Source organism: Actinoplanes sp. NPDC051851 (genome assembly GCF_040681165.1).
Taxonomy (GTDB): domain Bacteria; phylum Actinomycetota; class Actinomycetes; order Mycobacteriales; family Micromonosporaceae; genus Actinoplanes.
In genome coordinates this window covers 1-13,173 of sequence record NZ_JBFAYF010000025.1, presented here as the reverse complement: position 1 = coordinate 13,173, position 13,173 = coordinate 1, and the positions used below count along the sequence as shown (strand labels likewise).

11 protein-coding genes are annotated in these 13,173 nt (G+C 71.3%); 7 read left to right on the top strand and 4 right to left on the bottom strand.

All coding sequences use genetic code 11. The features are described 5' to 3' along the window. Positions 1–10: 10 nt before the first annotated feature. Positions 11–1,522, top strand: coding sequence for a GGDEF domain-containing protein (locus AB0M08_RS23380; RefSeq protein WP_364496844.1), 1,512 nt, complete (start codon positions 11–13; stop codon positions 1,520–1,522). A 20-nt stretch (positions 1,523–1,542) separates the two neighbouring features. Here the strand turns inward: AB0M08_RS23380 and AB0M08_RS23375 are convergent, their stop codons facing one another. Then, the gene (locus tag AB0M08_RS23375) at positions 1,543–3,906 is read right to left on the bottom strand and encodes an ABC transporter permease (RefSeq protein WP_364496841.1); all 2,364 of its coding nucleotides are present in this window, start codon (positions 3,904–3,906) and stop codon (positions 1,543–1,545) included. Continuing rightward, complete coding sequence (locus AB0M08_RS23370) at positions 3,906–4,658, bottom strand: ABC transporter ATP-binding protein (protein ID WP_364496838.1); 753 nt, start codon at positions 4,656–4,658, stop codon at positions 3,906–3,908. The genes AB0M08_RS23375 and AB0M08_RS23370 overlap by 1 nt, the downstream gene beginning before the upstream one ends. Positions 4,659–4,767: 109 nt before the next feature. Between AB0M08_RS23370 and AB0M08_RS23365 the strand changes: the two genes are divergently transcribed. From AB0M08_RS23365 to AB0M08_RS23355, 3 genes are all read left to right on the top strand, one after another. After that, a complete protein-coding gene (locus tag AB0M08_RS23365) occupies positions 4,768–6,162 on the top strand; it encodes a sensor domain-containing protein (RefSeq protein WP_364496835.1) in 1,395 nt (464 codons plus the stop codon). Further along, positions 6,159–6,812, top strand: a complete 654-nt coding sequence (locus AB0M08_RS23360) for a response regulator transcription factor (RefSeq protein WP_364496833.1) — start codon at positions 6,159–6,161, stop codon at positions 6,810–6,812. The genes AB0M08_RS23365 and AB0M08_RS23360 overlap by 4 nt, the downstream gene beginning before the upstream one ends. A 442-nt stretch (positions 6,813–7,254) precedes the next feature. Continuing rightward, positions 7,255–8,058: an NPP1 family protein gene (locus AB0M08_RS23355; RefSeq protein WP_364496831.1), complete on the top strand. Its 804-nt coding sequence runs from the start codon at positions 7,255–7,257 to the stop codon at positions 8,056–8,058. A gap of 242 nt (positions 8,059–8,300) precedes the next feature. On the opposite strand, the gene AB0M08_RS23350 is transcribed toward AB0M08_RS23355, so the two are convergent. Further along, a complete protein-coding gene (locus AB0M08_RS23350) occupies positions 8,301–9,791 on the bottom strand; it encodes a multicopper oxidase domain-containing protein (protein ID WP_364496828.1) in 1,491 nt (496 codons plus the stop codon). Positions 9,792–10,011: 220 nt separating this feature from the next. On the opposite strand from AB0M08_RS23350, the gene AB0M08_RS23345 reads away from it, so the two are divergent. Together AB0M08_RS23345 and AB0M08_RS23340 are read left to right on the top strand one after the other, a co-directional pair. Beyond that, complete coding sequence (locus tag AB0M08_RS23345) at positions 10,012–11,283, top strand: histidine kinase (RefSeq protein WP_364496825.1); 1,272 nt, start codon at positions 10,012–10,014, stop codon at positions 11,281–11,283. After that, positions 11,280–11,939, top strand: a complete 660-nt coding sequence (locus AB0M08_RS23340) for a response regulator transcription factor (RefSeq protein ID WP_364496822.1) — start codon at positions 11,280–11,282, stop codon at positions 11,937–11,939. The genes AB0M08_RS23345 and AB0M08_RS23340 overlap by 4 nt, the downstream gene beginning before the upstream one ends. Here the strand turns inward: AB0M08_RS23340 and AB0M08_RS23335 are convergent. Next, on the bottom strand, positions 11,920–12,813 hold the full coding sequence (locus tag AB0M08_RS23335; RefSeq protein ID WP_364496819.1) for a diguanylate cyclase: 894 nt from the start codon (positions 12,811–12,813) through the stop codon (positions 11,920–11,922). The genes AB0M08_RS23340 and AB0M08_RS23335 overlap by 20 nt on opposite strands. Here AB0M08_RS23335 and AB0M08_RS23330 point away from each other — a divergent pair. Continuing rightward, positions 12,776–13,173: hypothetical protein (locus AB0M08_RS23330; protein ID WP_364496816.1), on the top strand; the 398-nt coding region annotated here is incomplete at its 3' end. The two genes, AB0M08_RS23335 and AB0M08_RS23330, sit on opposite strands and share 38 nt — an antisense overlap.

Sequence of the window (13,173 nt, the reverse complement as noted above, 5' to 3'; positions counted from 1 at the left end):
TGCTGGTGCCGTGCAGCTCATCAGCCTGGATCACCGGACCCCGGCCCGCTTCGTGATCGTCGCGGCGGCCGGCGCGGCGATCGTCCTCGCCTACGGTGCCGCCGTCCTGCTCGGCGCGCCGCCGGTGGTGACCCAGGCGTTGTACGTGCTGGGCACCGCCTCGGCGCCGGTGGCGATCGCGATCGGCATCCGGATCAACCGGCCCGAGGCGTGGCTGCCGTGGACGCTGATCGCGGCCGGCGCCCTGCTCTCCGCGTTCGGCGACTTCCTCTACGCGCTGTACCCGGAGCTCTTCGGCCGCTTCCCGGACCTCCAGCTGATCAACATCCCGTACCTGCTGCGGTTCCCGCTGATCGCGACCGGGATGGTGATGCTGGTCCGCCGGCGCACCCCGGGATGGGACCGGCCCGCCATGATCGACGCCGCCATCGTGGCCGTCTCGGTCTCGCTGGCCAGCTGGGTCTTCGTCATCGACCCGACCTGGCAGCAGCTGCGGGGCGCCCCGCTGCACCTGGTCGTCGAGGCGCTGGCGTTCCCGGTCGGCGACCTGCTGTTGCTCGTGATCGGCGCCCGGATGATGCTCGGCGGCGGCGCCGACCTGCCCGCACTGCGGATGATCGGGCTGTACCTGATCGGCTTCTGCGGCGGCGACACCTGGTACGCCGTCCGCCTGCTGCACGGCGACTACGCGTTCTGGTGGCCGATGGAGGTCGCCTGGGCCGGCGCCTCGGTGCTGCTCGGCCTGGCCGGCGTGCACCCGTCGATGCGCCCGCTCGGCGACCGGGCCGCCACCGCCGGCCCGGTCGCCACCACCGGCCGGCTGGTGCTGCTCGCCGCTGCCTCGCTGCTCGCCCCGCTCACCCTGGTGGTGCAGTACCTGCGCGGCGCCGACCTGCACGTGCTGCTGGTGGCCGGCTGCTGTGCCGCCCTGTTCCTGCTGGTGGTGGGCCGGCTGGCCGGGCTGGTCCAGGCGCAGCGGCACGCGGCCATCACCGACAGCCTGACCGGGCTGCACACCCGCAGGTATTTCGCCGAGTCGCTCGGCAGCGAGTGCGCCCGCGCCGCCCGGGCCCACGAGCCGCTGTCGCTGATCCTGCTCGACGTCGACCACTTCAAGAAGGTCAACGACACCTACGGCCACTCGGCCGGCGACCGGGTCCTCGTCGAGGTCGCCACCCGGCTGCGCGCCTCGATCCGCAGCGGCGACGTCGTCGCCCGGTACGGCGGCGAGGAGTTCGCCGTCCTGCTGCCCCGGACCAGTACGGCCGACGCCGCCACCGTCGCCGAGCGGCTGCGTGCCGAGATCATGCGCAGCGGCGTGGTGCTGAGCGCCACCGAGGTGATCACGGTGACCGTCTCCTCCGGGGTGGCCACCGCTCCCCAGTACGCCGGCACGCCCGACGACCTGGTCAACCTCGCGGACGTGCTGCTCTACCGCAGCAAGGAGTCCGGCCGGAACCGGGTCACCGTGGTCACCGAGGCGTGGGAGGCCACCGCCACGCTCGCTCCTGGAACGCCGTGACCACGACGTGATGGCGGGCATCATGAGATCCTCCGCCGCAGGATCGGCGCCGCTGCGGCGGTTACCGCGAGCACAGCACACAGAGCGGCGACCGCCAGCCCGGCCTGCCAGGGCACGATGAGCGTGACGTCGTGACCGACCTCGCCCTCGACCGAGGCCCGCACGCCGGTCAGCGAGTAGACGCCCACCGTGCCGCCCAGCAGCGCCCCGGTCGCGGTCACGAGCAACGCCTCCGCCGTCGTGACCCGTAGCACCTGACCGCGCCCCGCCCCGGCCAGCCGCAGCGCGCGGAACTCCGGCAGTCGCGCCGCTGTCGCCATCAGCAGCGTGTTGGACACGGCGATCGCGGTGTATCCGGCGGTCAGCCCGATCAGCACCCCGAGGAACAGGTCGACCAACCGGCCCTCCTCGTCGAGGTCCTCCTGTACGTACTCACGGGCGGTCAGCACCCGCGCGCCGTCGGCGGGCATCGCGTCGCCGGTCAGGGTGACCAACTCGGTCAGGGCGTCCGGATCGTGGCTGCGGACCAGGTCGCGGGGGAGGACCAGGGGAAACGTCGCGTCCGGGTCGACCCCGTCCACGACGAATGGTGTGTCCGCGCCGTCGGGCCAGCCCACCGTCAGGACCGAGCCGGTGGAGGCGCCGAGGTCGCGGGCCGCCTGCCGGGACAACGTGACGAGCGCTCCGGCGACCCCGGTCGCGTCGTAGCCGGTGGTGGCCGAGCCGTACGTGATCAGCACCCGGGTTCCCAGCCGTGCGTCACCGGGCTGGCCGTGGACCGCGGCCTCGCTCAGCCCGGGCGTGCCGTCGGGCGCCAGCACGGTGACCGCCGGAATCTCCGCGGTCCCGTCGACGCCGGCCGCCTGCTCGGCCGTCGCGATCGTGCCGGTCAGCAGTACGGTGATCCCCACGGTGAGCAGCACCGGTGCGGCCGTCGAGGCCACTCGCCGGACTCCGATCAGTGTGCTTTCGCGAACCATCATCCCGGTTGCCGAGCCCCGCCACGGCAGGGTCACGAGGCGTACCAGTGGCCCGATCATCACCGGGGCCAGCAGCGTGGCCGCCGTCAGCAGCATCATCGCGGCGCCCATCCCGGCGGTCGTCATGCTCTGGCGCGGCATCCCCGGCACGATGAGCAGCAACACGGCGCCGCCGGTCGCACTGAGAAGCCCGAACGCCCAGCGTGCCGGTGTCATGGTCCGGGACTCGACGGTCGCGGCCTGCAAAGCGGCCAGCGGTGCGACCCGGCTGGCCCGGCGGGCGGGAACGGTGACTCCGGCCATCGCGACGACCAACCCGAGCAGGATCGCCCCGCCCGCCGCGGCGGGTTGCCAGGTCACCGCGAAGCCGGGCGGCTCAAGGCCGAAATCGATCATCGGGCCGGCCGGCAACGGCGCCGTGACGACGCCCAACGGCGCTCCGGCGATGCCGCCGAGGAGAGCGATCAGTGCGGTCTCGGCGTACATCAGCCGGCGCACCTGACCGGGTGTCGCTCCCGCGGCCCGCAGCAGGCCCAGTTCCCGTTGCCGTTGGGCGGCGGCCAGCGCGCAGGTCGAGGCCACCACGAAGACGGTGGCGAAGGAACCCAGGGTGACCAGCGCGATCAGCAACTGCGCGCCGAGCCAGCGGATTCGCGTCGTGCTCTCCGGCTCCAGCGCCGAGCGTTCCCGTCCGGCGAGGACCGTGCCGCCCGCGCCGATCCTCGCCTGAGCGGCGTCGGCGACCCGCCCCGGCTCGTCGCCGGCTGTCTGCCCGGCTTCGTTGGCGGCGTTCCGGCCCGGCGTGAGGCCGGCGTCCGCTTCTCCGGTCGTGATCAGGCCGATGGCCCGGATGCCGGAGGCCCGCGTCGCAGCGTCGTCGTCCGCCAGGTAGAAGCCGGGCCCGTCGGTCGTCCCGGTGACCGTCCAGGTCTCCGGCCCGACCGCGGTGAGGACGTCGAGTGACCCGCCGACGGGCCGGTCGGCGACCACCTCGCCCGGCCCTTGCGGAGCACGACCGGCGGTCAGCCGATACCCGCCGAGCATCGCCGAGGACCAGGCGTGCCCGGCGAGCCGGGCCGTCCCGTCGTCCTTCGCGTCTCGTTCCTGCACGTAGAAGACCGGGTCGGGTACGGCCGCCGCGACCCCGGGCACCTCTGCCAACTCGTCGGCGAGCTCGGCGGCCTCCACGGAACTCCAGGAACGCAGCTCGGGGTTGCCGTAGTCGTCGGTGCCCACCGACGGCGCCTGCACGAGCACCGGCGAGGCCGCGTAGCGGGCCGGCGGCTGTGGCCGCGAGGAGAGATACAGCGTCGCGGAGCCGGCCACCACGGCCACGCCCAGCGCGATCGCCACGAACGTGCCGGCGAAGCTCGCGAACCGGTGCCGCACCATCGCCCATGCCATCACCGGGCCGACTCCTCGAGGCGGGCGGTGTGCACCGCGATCCTCTCGGCGCCGACCGCGCCGGTCAGGTCGTCGACCACTCGGCCGTCGGCGAGGAACAGCACCCTGTCCGCGTGAGCCGCCGCCACCGGATCGTGGGTGACCATCACGACGGTCTGCCCGTGCCGGTCCACGGTGGATCGCAGCAGCCGGAGCACCTCGGCCCCGGACCGGGCGTCCAGCGCGCCCGTCGGCTCGTCGGCGAAGACCACCGCGGGCCGGGTGACCAGTGCCCGGGCGATAGCCACCCGCTGTTGCTGGCCGCCGGAGAGCTCGGCGGGGCGGTGCCCGGCGCGGTCCGCGAGCCCGACCTCGGCCAGCATCGCGGCGACCTCGCCCGGTGCGGGACGGCGGCCGGCCAGCCGCAGCGGCAGCACCACGTTCTGTGCCGCGGTCAGGGCGGGGATCAGGTTGAACGCCTGGAACACGAAGCCCACCCGGCTGCGGCGTAACCGGGTCAGCGCACGCTCGCTCAGCCCCGCCACCGCGGTGCCGTCGATCAGCACCTCACCGCTCGTCACACGGTCCAGCCCGGCGGCGCTGTGCAGCAGGGTGGACTTCCCGGAGCCGGAAGGTCCCATCACCGCGGTGAACGTGCCCGGATCGAACCGTGCGTCCACCGTGTCGAGGGCGGTGATCGCGTTCTCGCCGTGACCGTACCGTCTCGTGACCGCCCTGAGCTCCACCGCTGCTCTGTCGTCTCGCGTCGTCATGGCCACTAGGCAACCGGTTCGGAAGGCTCGGCACAGTAACGCGAGGGTGAGTATCGAAGGTAACGCCAGCACTACCGACAGCACCTCGGCACGGCGGTAGCGTGCGGGCATGCCGATCCGTAACGCGCTCGATGCGCTCACGCTCCGGCCGACCGTGTTCCTGCGTTCGGCCTGGCCGTGGCGCTCGCTGGCCTATTTGAGCGGTGGAGCGCTGCTCGGGTTCGCCACCGTGATCGCGGTGATCAGCCTGGTCCTGGTCGGCGCGGTGCTGTCCGTTCTGGTGATCGGCCTGACGGCCTACGTGGCCACGGCGCTCTCGGGGATCGCGGTCGCCCGGATCGAGCGGCGCCGGATGCGCCTCGTCGACCTCGACGCGCTGACCGATCCCCACCGGCCGGTGCCCCGGTCCGGGATCCGCGCCTGGCTGGGTCTTCGCCTGCGCGAGCAGGCCACCTGGCGTGAGCTGGGGTACGCGATGATGTCCGCCGGTCTGCTCTGCTGGATGGACTCGCTGGTCGTCGGAGCGGTCGTCTGGGTCCCGGCGGCGACCCTGGGCGCACCGTTCTACATGTACGACGAGCAGCTGGGCTACCGGATCCTGATGGCCGCGGCCGGGATTCCGCTCACTGTCGTGCTGGCCTGGCCGGTGACCGCCTGGGCCGGTGCCAGGGCGGCGATGGCCCGGGCGATCCTGGCGCCCCGCACCCAGGATTCCGATGCGAAGCTGATCGAGGTGACGCGTTCGCGGGCACGGCTGGTCGACGCCTTCGAGGTGGAGCGCCGCCGGATCGAGCGGGACCTGCACGACGGTGCCCAGCAGCGCTTGGTGGCGCTCACCATGAAGCTGGGGCTCGCCCGGTTGGAGTTGCCGCCCGGTAGCCCGGCGGAGAGCCCGCTGGTGGCAGCGCACGATCTTGCCAAACAGGCGCTGACCGATCTCCGCGAGCTCATTCGCGGTGTGCACCCTAAGGTGCTGACCGACCGGGGCCTCGCCGCCGCAGCAGGGGAGGCCGCCTCGGCCTCGCCGCTTCCGGTGGATCTCGACTTCTCGCTGCCCGGACGGCTGCCGCCGGCGGTGGAGGTCACGGCCTACTTCGTGATCGTCGAGGCACTGACCAACGTCGCCAAGCACAGCGGCGCCTCTCGGGTCTGGATCACCGGCGAGGTGGAGCAGGATTCGCTGAGTGTGGTGGTTCGCGACGACGGTCGCGGCGGCGCCGATCCGGCGGCCGGATCCGGCCTGGTCGGATTGGCGGACCGCGTTGCGGTGGTCGACGGCACCGTCGTCCTTTCCAGCCCTGCCGGTGGGCCCACCGTCGTGCGTGCCGAGATCCCGCTTTCGCGCGGCGATCCACTCGTCGGCCTCGACGATCACTCCCACCGTCGCGGTCACGACGCCGGCGGGGACACCCGGGATCCAGCGGTGTCCGGGCAACCGGGCTCCGCCAGCATGGTGTCTTCTCCGGGGGCAGCGAGGTCCGCCGGGCCGGAGGAGTGGTCATGAGCAACGGGCTCCGGGTCGTGATCGCCGAGGACGGCCTGATCGTGCGTGAGGGCGTCGTCGGGATGCTGCGGCGGTTCGGGCACGAGGTGGTGGCAGCGGTCGGTGACGCCGACGAACTGTGCGCTGCCGTGCGCGACCATCGTCCCGATGTCGTGGTCACCGATGTGCGGATGCCTCCCGGATTCGGTGACGAGGGGTTGCAAGCGGCGATCACGCTGCGGGCCGAGGACCCGGACCTGCCGGTGCTGGTGCTCAGTCAGTACGTCGAGCAGACCTACGCGGCGGAGCTGCTCGACTCCGGGCGGGCGGCCGGGGTGGGCTATCTGCTCAAGGACCGGATCGGGGAGGTCACCGAGTTCGTCGACGCGCTCGTCGCGGTGGCATCCGGGCGTACCGTCGTGGACCCGCAGGTGGTCAATCAGCTGCTGGCGCGTCGTCGCGATCCCTTGCACCGGCTGACCGCACGGGAACGCGAGGTGCTCGCGCTGATGGCCGAGGGACGCTCCAACACGGCGATCGCCCGGACGCTCACGGTGACCGAGGCCGCGGTCGCCAAGCACATCAACAACCTCCTGGCCAAGCTCGACCTGCCACCCGACATCGACGACCACCGCCGCGTCCGCGCGGTCCTCGCCTACCTCCGCGGCTGAGCGGCACCCCGAGCACAGGTGTGGGTCGTATCCCGAGCGCACGTGGGCCGTCCAGCGAACGCGGACCGGGCCTGCGGTGGACCGGGCCTGCGGTGGGCAGGGCCTGCGGTGGACAGGGCCTGTCGCGAGGATGGCCCGGCGCGAGTACGGCGGCGGGGCTCCGGGAGTGCCGCCTGGGCGACGTACCAGGACAAACGGGGCATCGCGCACACGGCTCTGTCTTCACAGGAACGCATTGAGATCAAGCTATTGAATTCCGGGTGGGCGCGGGCGATCCTGATGCCGGTTGTTACCCGTGGGTATCCAGCCGGCCGTCACCGGTGAGAGTTTGCCGAGCGTTGATCCGGTTGCCGTCCGCCGGACCCGTGAAAGGGCGGGCGGGCGTGCGGGAATCCCACGGAACGATCACCCCCCGATCGATCCATGAAGGAGTCAGGCTCAGATGGTTTCCCCGGCCAGTCCCCCCGAGCCCACCGGCGGCCTCCGCCGGAACGCCCGGCGCACCGCCGTCGTCGCGGGCAGCGCGCTCGCGATGCTCGTCGCCACCGCCGCCCCGGCCCTCGCGGCGCCCCCGACCAAGCTGCCCGGTAACGCCGAGGCGATCGAGACCAAGTGGCAGCCGGCGTACGACTACGACACCGACGGCTGCTACCCGACCCCGGCGATCGGGCCGACCGGGACGGTCAACGGCGGCCTCAAGCCGACCGGCTCGCTCAGCGGCGAGTGTCACGACACGTCCGACCTGGACAACACCAACGGGTACTCGCGCTACAAGTGCAACAACGGGTGGTGCGCGATCGCGTACGGCCTCTACTTCGAGAAGGACCAGGCGCTCGCGAACAGCTCGATCGGCGGCCACCGCCACGACTGGGAGCACGTCGTGGTCTGGGTGCAGGACGACGTCGCCAAGTACGTGTCGACCTCGGCGCACGGCGACTTCAACATCTACGCGTCCAGCAGCGTGATCTGGACCGGCAACCACCCGAAGATCGTGTATCACAAGGACGGCGCCAGCACGCACTGCTTCCGGCTCGGCAACAGCAACGACGAGCCGCCGGAGAACGCGTACGCCACCTGGCAGTACCCGACGCTGGTCGGCTGGAACGGCTACCCGTCCACGAGCATCCGCGACACCCTGAGCAACTACGACTTCGGCGACGCCAACTTCGGGCTCAAGGACGCGAACTTCGTCAACCTGATCACCGAGGCGATGCCGGCCGGCATCAGTTTCGACCCCGACGCCTGACCTGGGCGAGGATCCGGGCGAGACGGCGTACGCCTGTCTCGCCCGGCCGGTGTGGCAGAGCGCCACACCTCGACCTACCTTGCGGCGAACGAGTTTCCGCTGCGAGAGCCTCAGTGGAAACCGTTCACCTCCCACCAGCGCGATCACCGGGAGCCGGACCGCGACGGCGGGATCTCCGCCAGAACCTCAGGCGAGAACCACCCCGGGAGACAGGGTCCCCACCCGGGCGGATCCAGCGGAATCTAGGACGACATCACCATGAGGGCGAGCATCATGCCGTCGTCTTCGTGGATCACGTTGTGGCAGTGGAGCATGTACATGTACTCGTTGTCCGCGTAATCCGTGAACTGCATCCGGATCACGACGCTGGTGCTGGGTGGCACCTCGATCGTGTCCCGCCAGCCGGTGTTGGCGCCGCTGGCCGCGACCCCACCGACCGATACCACCTGAAACGGCACGTCATGCAGGTGGAAATTGTGATAAATCGTCGTGGACGAATTGGTGATGGTCCACTGCTCGATGGCGTTGAGCGTGGTCATCACGGCGTTCGACTCCATCGTGGCCATCGAGGTGCCGGCCACTCCGTTGATCAGGAACGTCCCGCCGCTGTTGCTGAGGGTGAACGTGCGCGACGTGGCGCCCGTGGTGTCCAGCGCCGTCACCGTGTTCAACGTCGTCGGCAGCGTGTCCGCGGCGGTGGTGGCCGTACTGGAGACGGAAAGCATGGAAACGGTGTAACGGGTGCCGTTGGTCGTGTTGCGAACCGTCGCCTGCAGCGTCGCGGCGGCATCCGACGAGGTCAGGTCGAGGACGATCTCGGCCCTCTCCCCGGGGCTGATCCGCAGGCTCGAGATCGAGATCGGCGACGGCAGCAGCGCCGCGTCCGACGCCACCTGCGTGAACGTCGCCCCGTCCGACAGCGCCAGCGTGATGCTGTCGGTGAGGGAGGCGTTCAGCAGGCGCAGGCGTACGCGACCGTAGGCGACCGAGAGCGTGGGCGTCTCGTCGGTCGCGCTCACCCCGTTGACCAGGAACTTCAACGTCACGCCGGACGCCGTGAAGCTGGCGTTCGTGATACCGAACGCCGCGGCGCTGGTGATCGCGGTGGACTGCATGATGATCGGGATGTCGTCGGCGCCGTAGGAGTTCGGCAGCGACGCGTTCGCGGTGGAGCCGTCATCCACGATCATCATCCCGGCCAGGCCGAGCGCGACCTGGTCGGCCGTGGTCCCGAGCCCGTGCGGGTGGTACCAGAGCGTGCACGCCTCGCCCTGGTTGATCGTCGTCGACGGGGACCAGGTGGCGCCCGCCGCGATGGTGTTCTGCGGCCCGCCGTCGTTGGAGGGTGCGATGTGCAGCCCGTGCCAGTGGACGGTGGTCTCGTCGTCGAGGTTGTTGGTCACGTCGAAGCGGACCGTCTCGCCGTCGGTGACCTTGATGGTCGGGCCGAGGAAGGTGCCGTTGTATCCCGCCGTCGTGATCGACTTGCCGCTGATCAGCGAGGTGTTGGTGCCGCTCTGGGTGCCGAGCGTGAAGACGGAGACACCGTCCTCGTCGGTCGCGGTCAGCAGGTCGGGGATGGGCAGGGTGCCGGTCGCGGGCGTTGCCGCCTCGGCCGCGGTGGTCTCCTCGGCGAAGGAGGTGCCGCTGCCGGCGATCTTGACGAGCGCCGCGCTGCCGGCGAGGCCGACGATGCCGGCCAGGAGGTGCCTGCGTTTCAGCTTGGTCTGCACGCGCGCGTGCTTCGGTGAGCAATCCATGGGGCGAGAGATTCAATGTGGAACCTCAAGAGAACCTTAGAGAATTCTTATGGAACCTTATGTATTTGAATATTTCCCTCAAGTAAATGCTTGTTGAAATACCACGGTAGGAGACGCTGTACGCCCGTGGTAGCAGGAGAAACACCTACCGTGGGCTGATGTCACCGCCGTGACCAGCATCTATGGTTCTCCTATGAACGACCTCCGCCCACTCGCACTGGCCGGTGGCCTCGCGGTGTTGGCTCTGGTCAATGCGGTGGGGTCGCCGCCGGGACGGGTTCCGCTCGACGCGCTCGGCGTGCTGTTGCTCGTCGTTCCCGCGTTCGCGGTCGCCGCCCTGCGGCGGCTTCCCACGACGGTGCTCACTCTGGCGGTTCTCTGCCTGCTCGCTTATGCCGTACGCGGTTATCCCGGGCTGGCGTCCGCGCTCCCGGTCCTCGTCGCGCTCTTCACCGTGGTCCGGTCCGGGCGCCCCCGGCCCGCGGCGCTCGGCGTCACGGCGATCCTGGCCGGCGGCGTCGCTAGCGAGGCGCTGACCGGAGCGCGGATCCCCTCCGAGGCCTTCCAGCAGTGGTTCCTCCTGATCGGCTGGATGATCGCCGCCTGCGTGGCCGGTGACCTGTCCCGCCGTCGCCGTGGTGACGTGGCCGAGGCCGAGCGCCGCGCCGAGGAGGCCGAGCGCACCCGGGAGGAGGCCGCCCGGTGCCGGGCCGATCAGGAGCGGCTGCGGATCGCGCGCGAGCTGCACGACGCGCTGACCCACAGCATCTCGATCATCAATGTGCAGGCGGGTGTCGCCGTCCATCTCGCCCGCAAACAGGAGCGCGAGCCGGCCGGTGAGCTGGTCGCCATCCAGCGGGCCAGCCAGGAGGCGATGCGCGAGCTCCGCGCCACGCTGAAGGTGCTCCGCGATCCGGGCGAGCCGGCCACGCCGGGCCTGGATCGCCTCGACGACCTGGTCGCCGGTGTCCGCGAGGCCGGACTGCCGGTCGAGCTGATCATTTCCGGTCAGCCACAGCCGCTCCCGGTCTCCGTCGACCGGGCTGCCTACCGCATCGTCCAGGAGGCGCTGACCAACGTCACGAAGCACGCCGGCCCCGCGACCGCCGAGGTCCACCTCGACTACCGCCCCGACGGCCTGACCGCCCGCATCACCGACGACGGCCATGGCTGCGGCCACGACGACGGCAGGGACGCTCCCGGCGACAGTGGCACCAACACCAACACCAACACCAACACCAACACCAACACCAGCACCAGCACCAGCACCGGCAGCGGCAGCGGCAACGGCAACGGCTCCGGCAACGGCAGCGGTCCCGGGAACGGCGCGTTCCTGATCGAGGGCAACGGCCTGATCGGCATGCGCGAGCGCGTCACCGCCCTGGGCGGCACCATCGTGGCCGGCCCCCGCCCCGGGAACGGCTTCGCCGTCGTCGCCACGCTGCCACTGGAGGCCGAGTCATGATCCGCGTGCTGCTCGCCGACGACCAGGCGCTGATCCGGGCCGGCTTCCGGGCGCTGATCTCCGCCGAGGACGACCTCGAGGTGGTCGCCGAGGCCGCGGACGGTGAGCAGACGATCGCCGTCGCCGCCCGGCACAAACCCGACGTCGCGCTGGTCGACATCCAGATGCCCCGGATGGACGGCATCGAGGCCACCCGCCGGATCGTCGCCGACCCCGCGCTGACCGCCGTGCATGTGGTGATCCTGACCAATTACGGACTCGACGAGCACGTCTACGCCGCCCTGCGCGCCGGTGCCGCCGGGTTCTTGGTCAAGGACACCGAGCCGTCCGACCTGCTGCACGGGATCCGGGTGGCGGCCCGCGGCGACGCGCTGCTCTCGCCCGCGATCACCCGGCGGTTGATCGCCGACTACGTGTCCCGGCCGCGCGGCGCCGAGCCGGAGATGCTGCGCCTGCTCACCAACAGAGAACGCGAGGTGGTCGCCCTCGCCGGGAAGGGATTGTCCAATGACGAGATCGCCGCCCGCATGGTCATCAGCACCGCCACGGCGAAGACCCACGTGAGCCGGGCGATGGTCAAGCTGGGCGCCCGCGACCGCGCCCAGCTGGTGGTCTTCGCCTACGAGTCCGGCCTGGTCACACCCGCCCCGGGGTAGCAACCAGCGACCCGTTTTCCGCCTGGACCGTGTTGCGGCCGTTGCGCTTGGCGGCGTACATCACGCGGTCCGCCTGTTCGACCAGGTGCTCGCATGACGCCGGCGGCTCGGTGAAGCCGACCGCGCCGATGCTGAAGCCGACCCGGGGCTCGCCGGTCACGGTGGTCGCCAGCAGTGACGCGTGCAACCGGTTTAGGCGCTCCATCGCCTCGTCGAGTCCGGTGGCCGGGAGCAGCACGGCGAACTCGTCGCCGCCCAGCCGTGCGACCCGGTCGCCCGGGCGGCGCCAGGACGCCAGCTCGCGGCCGACCGTGGCGAGCACGTCATCGCCGGCGGTGTGCCCGTGGGCGTCGTTGACGGCCTTGAAACCGTCCACGTCCAGGTATGCGGCGACCAGCGGCTCCCGGGTCAGCCGCATGTTCTCGATCTCAAGGGCGGCGGCCTCCCGGAAGGCGCGGGCGTTCGGCAGGCCGGTCAGCGCGTCGGTGCGGGACAGCCCCCACTCCTCGGCGAGCCGGTCGGCGAGGTGGCTGACCAGGGCGGCGACCACCCAGAGCACGAGGAAACGCGCGAGGAGGTTCCAGTACGGGATGAACGTCAGGCCGTACCGCTGGGGGTGCGTCACCACCTCGATGCCGGTCCACGAACCCGCCGACAGCGCCGCGAACACGGCGCTGATCCGGCTGCCGGTCGACGCGGCGAGGAAGACCGGGATGAGGTAGCCGATCGAGACCGCGACGTCCGGGCCGGTCGCCCAGTCCAGGACGGCGGTCATCGCGCCCAGCACGGCGGCGACGGCGATCAGCCGTTCCCGGGGCATCCGGCCGAGCCACTCGATGATCCACGCGAGCGGCGAGCCGGACGGCTCCTTCATCGAGAAGCCTCCGTCCGACCCGGCCAGCGTCCGGCTCTACCGCGACAGCCTCGGCCACTGGTACGCCTCGTTCGTGGTCCGCCGCGAGCAAGTCGAGACGCCGGGCGCCGATCTGCCCGGCATCGGTGTCGACTGGGGCGTGAAGACCACCGCCACCACCACCGACCCGGCGTTCGATCTGCCGCACCTCGGCCACCGCAAGCGGTGCGCCGCCGAGTCGGCCAAGGCCCAGCGCACGATGGCCCGCCGCCGACGGCCCAAGGGGCAGGCCGCATCGAAGGGCTACCTGACCGCGAAGCGGCAGGCCGCCCGGGTGGCGAAGAAGGCCGCCCGGCAGAACACCCACGACGCCCGCGTCTG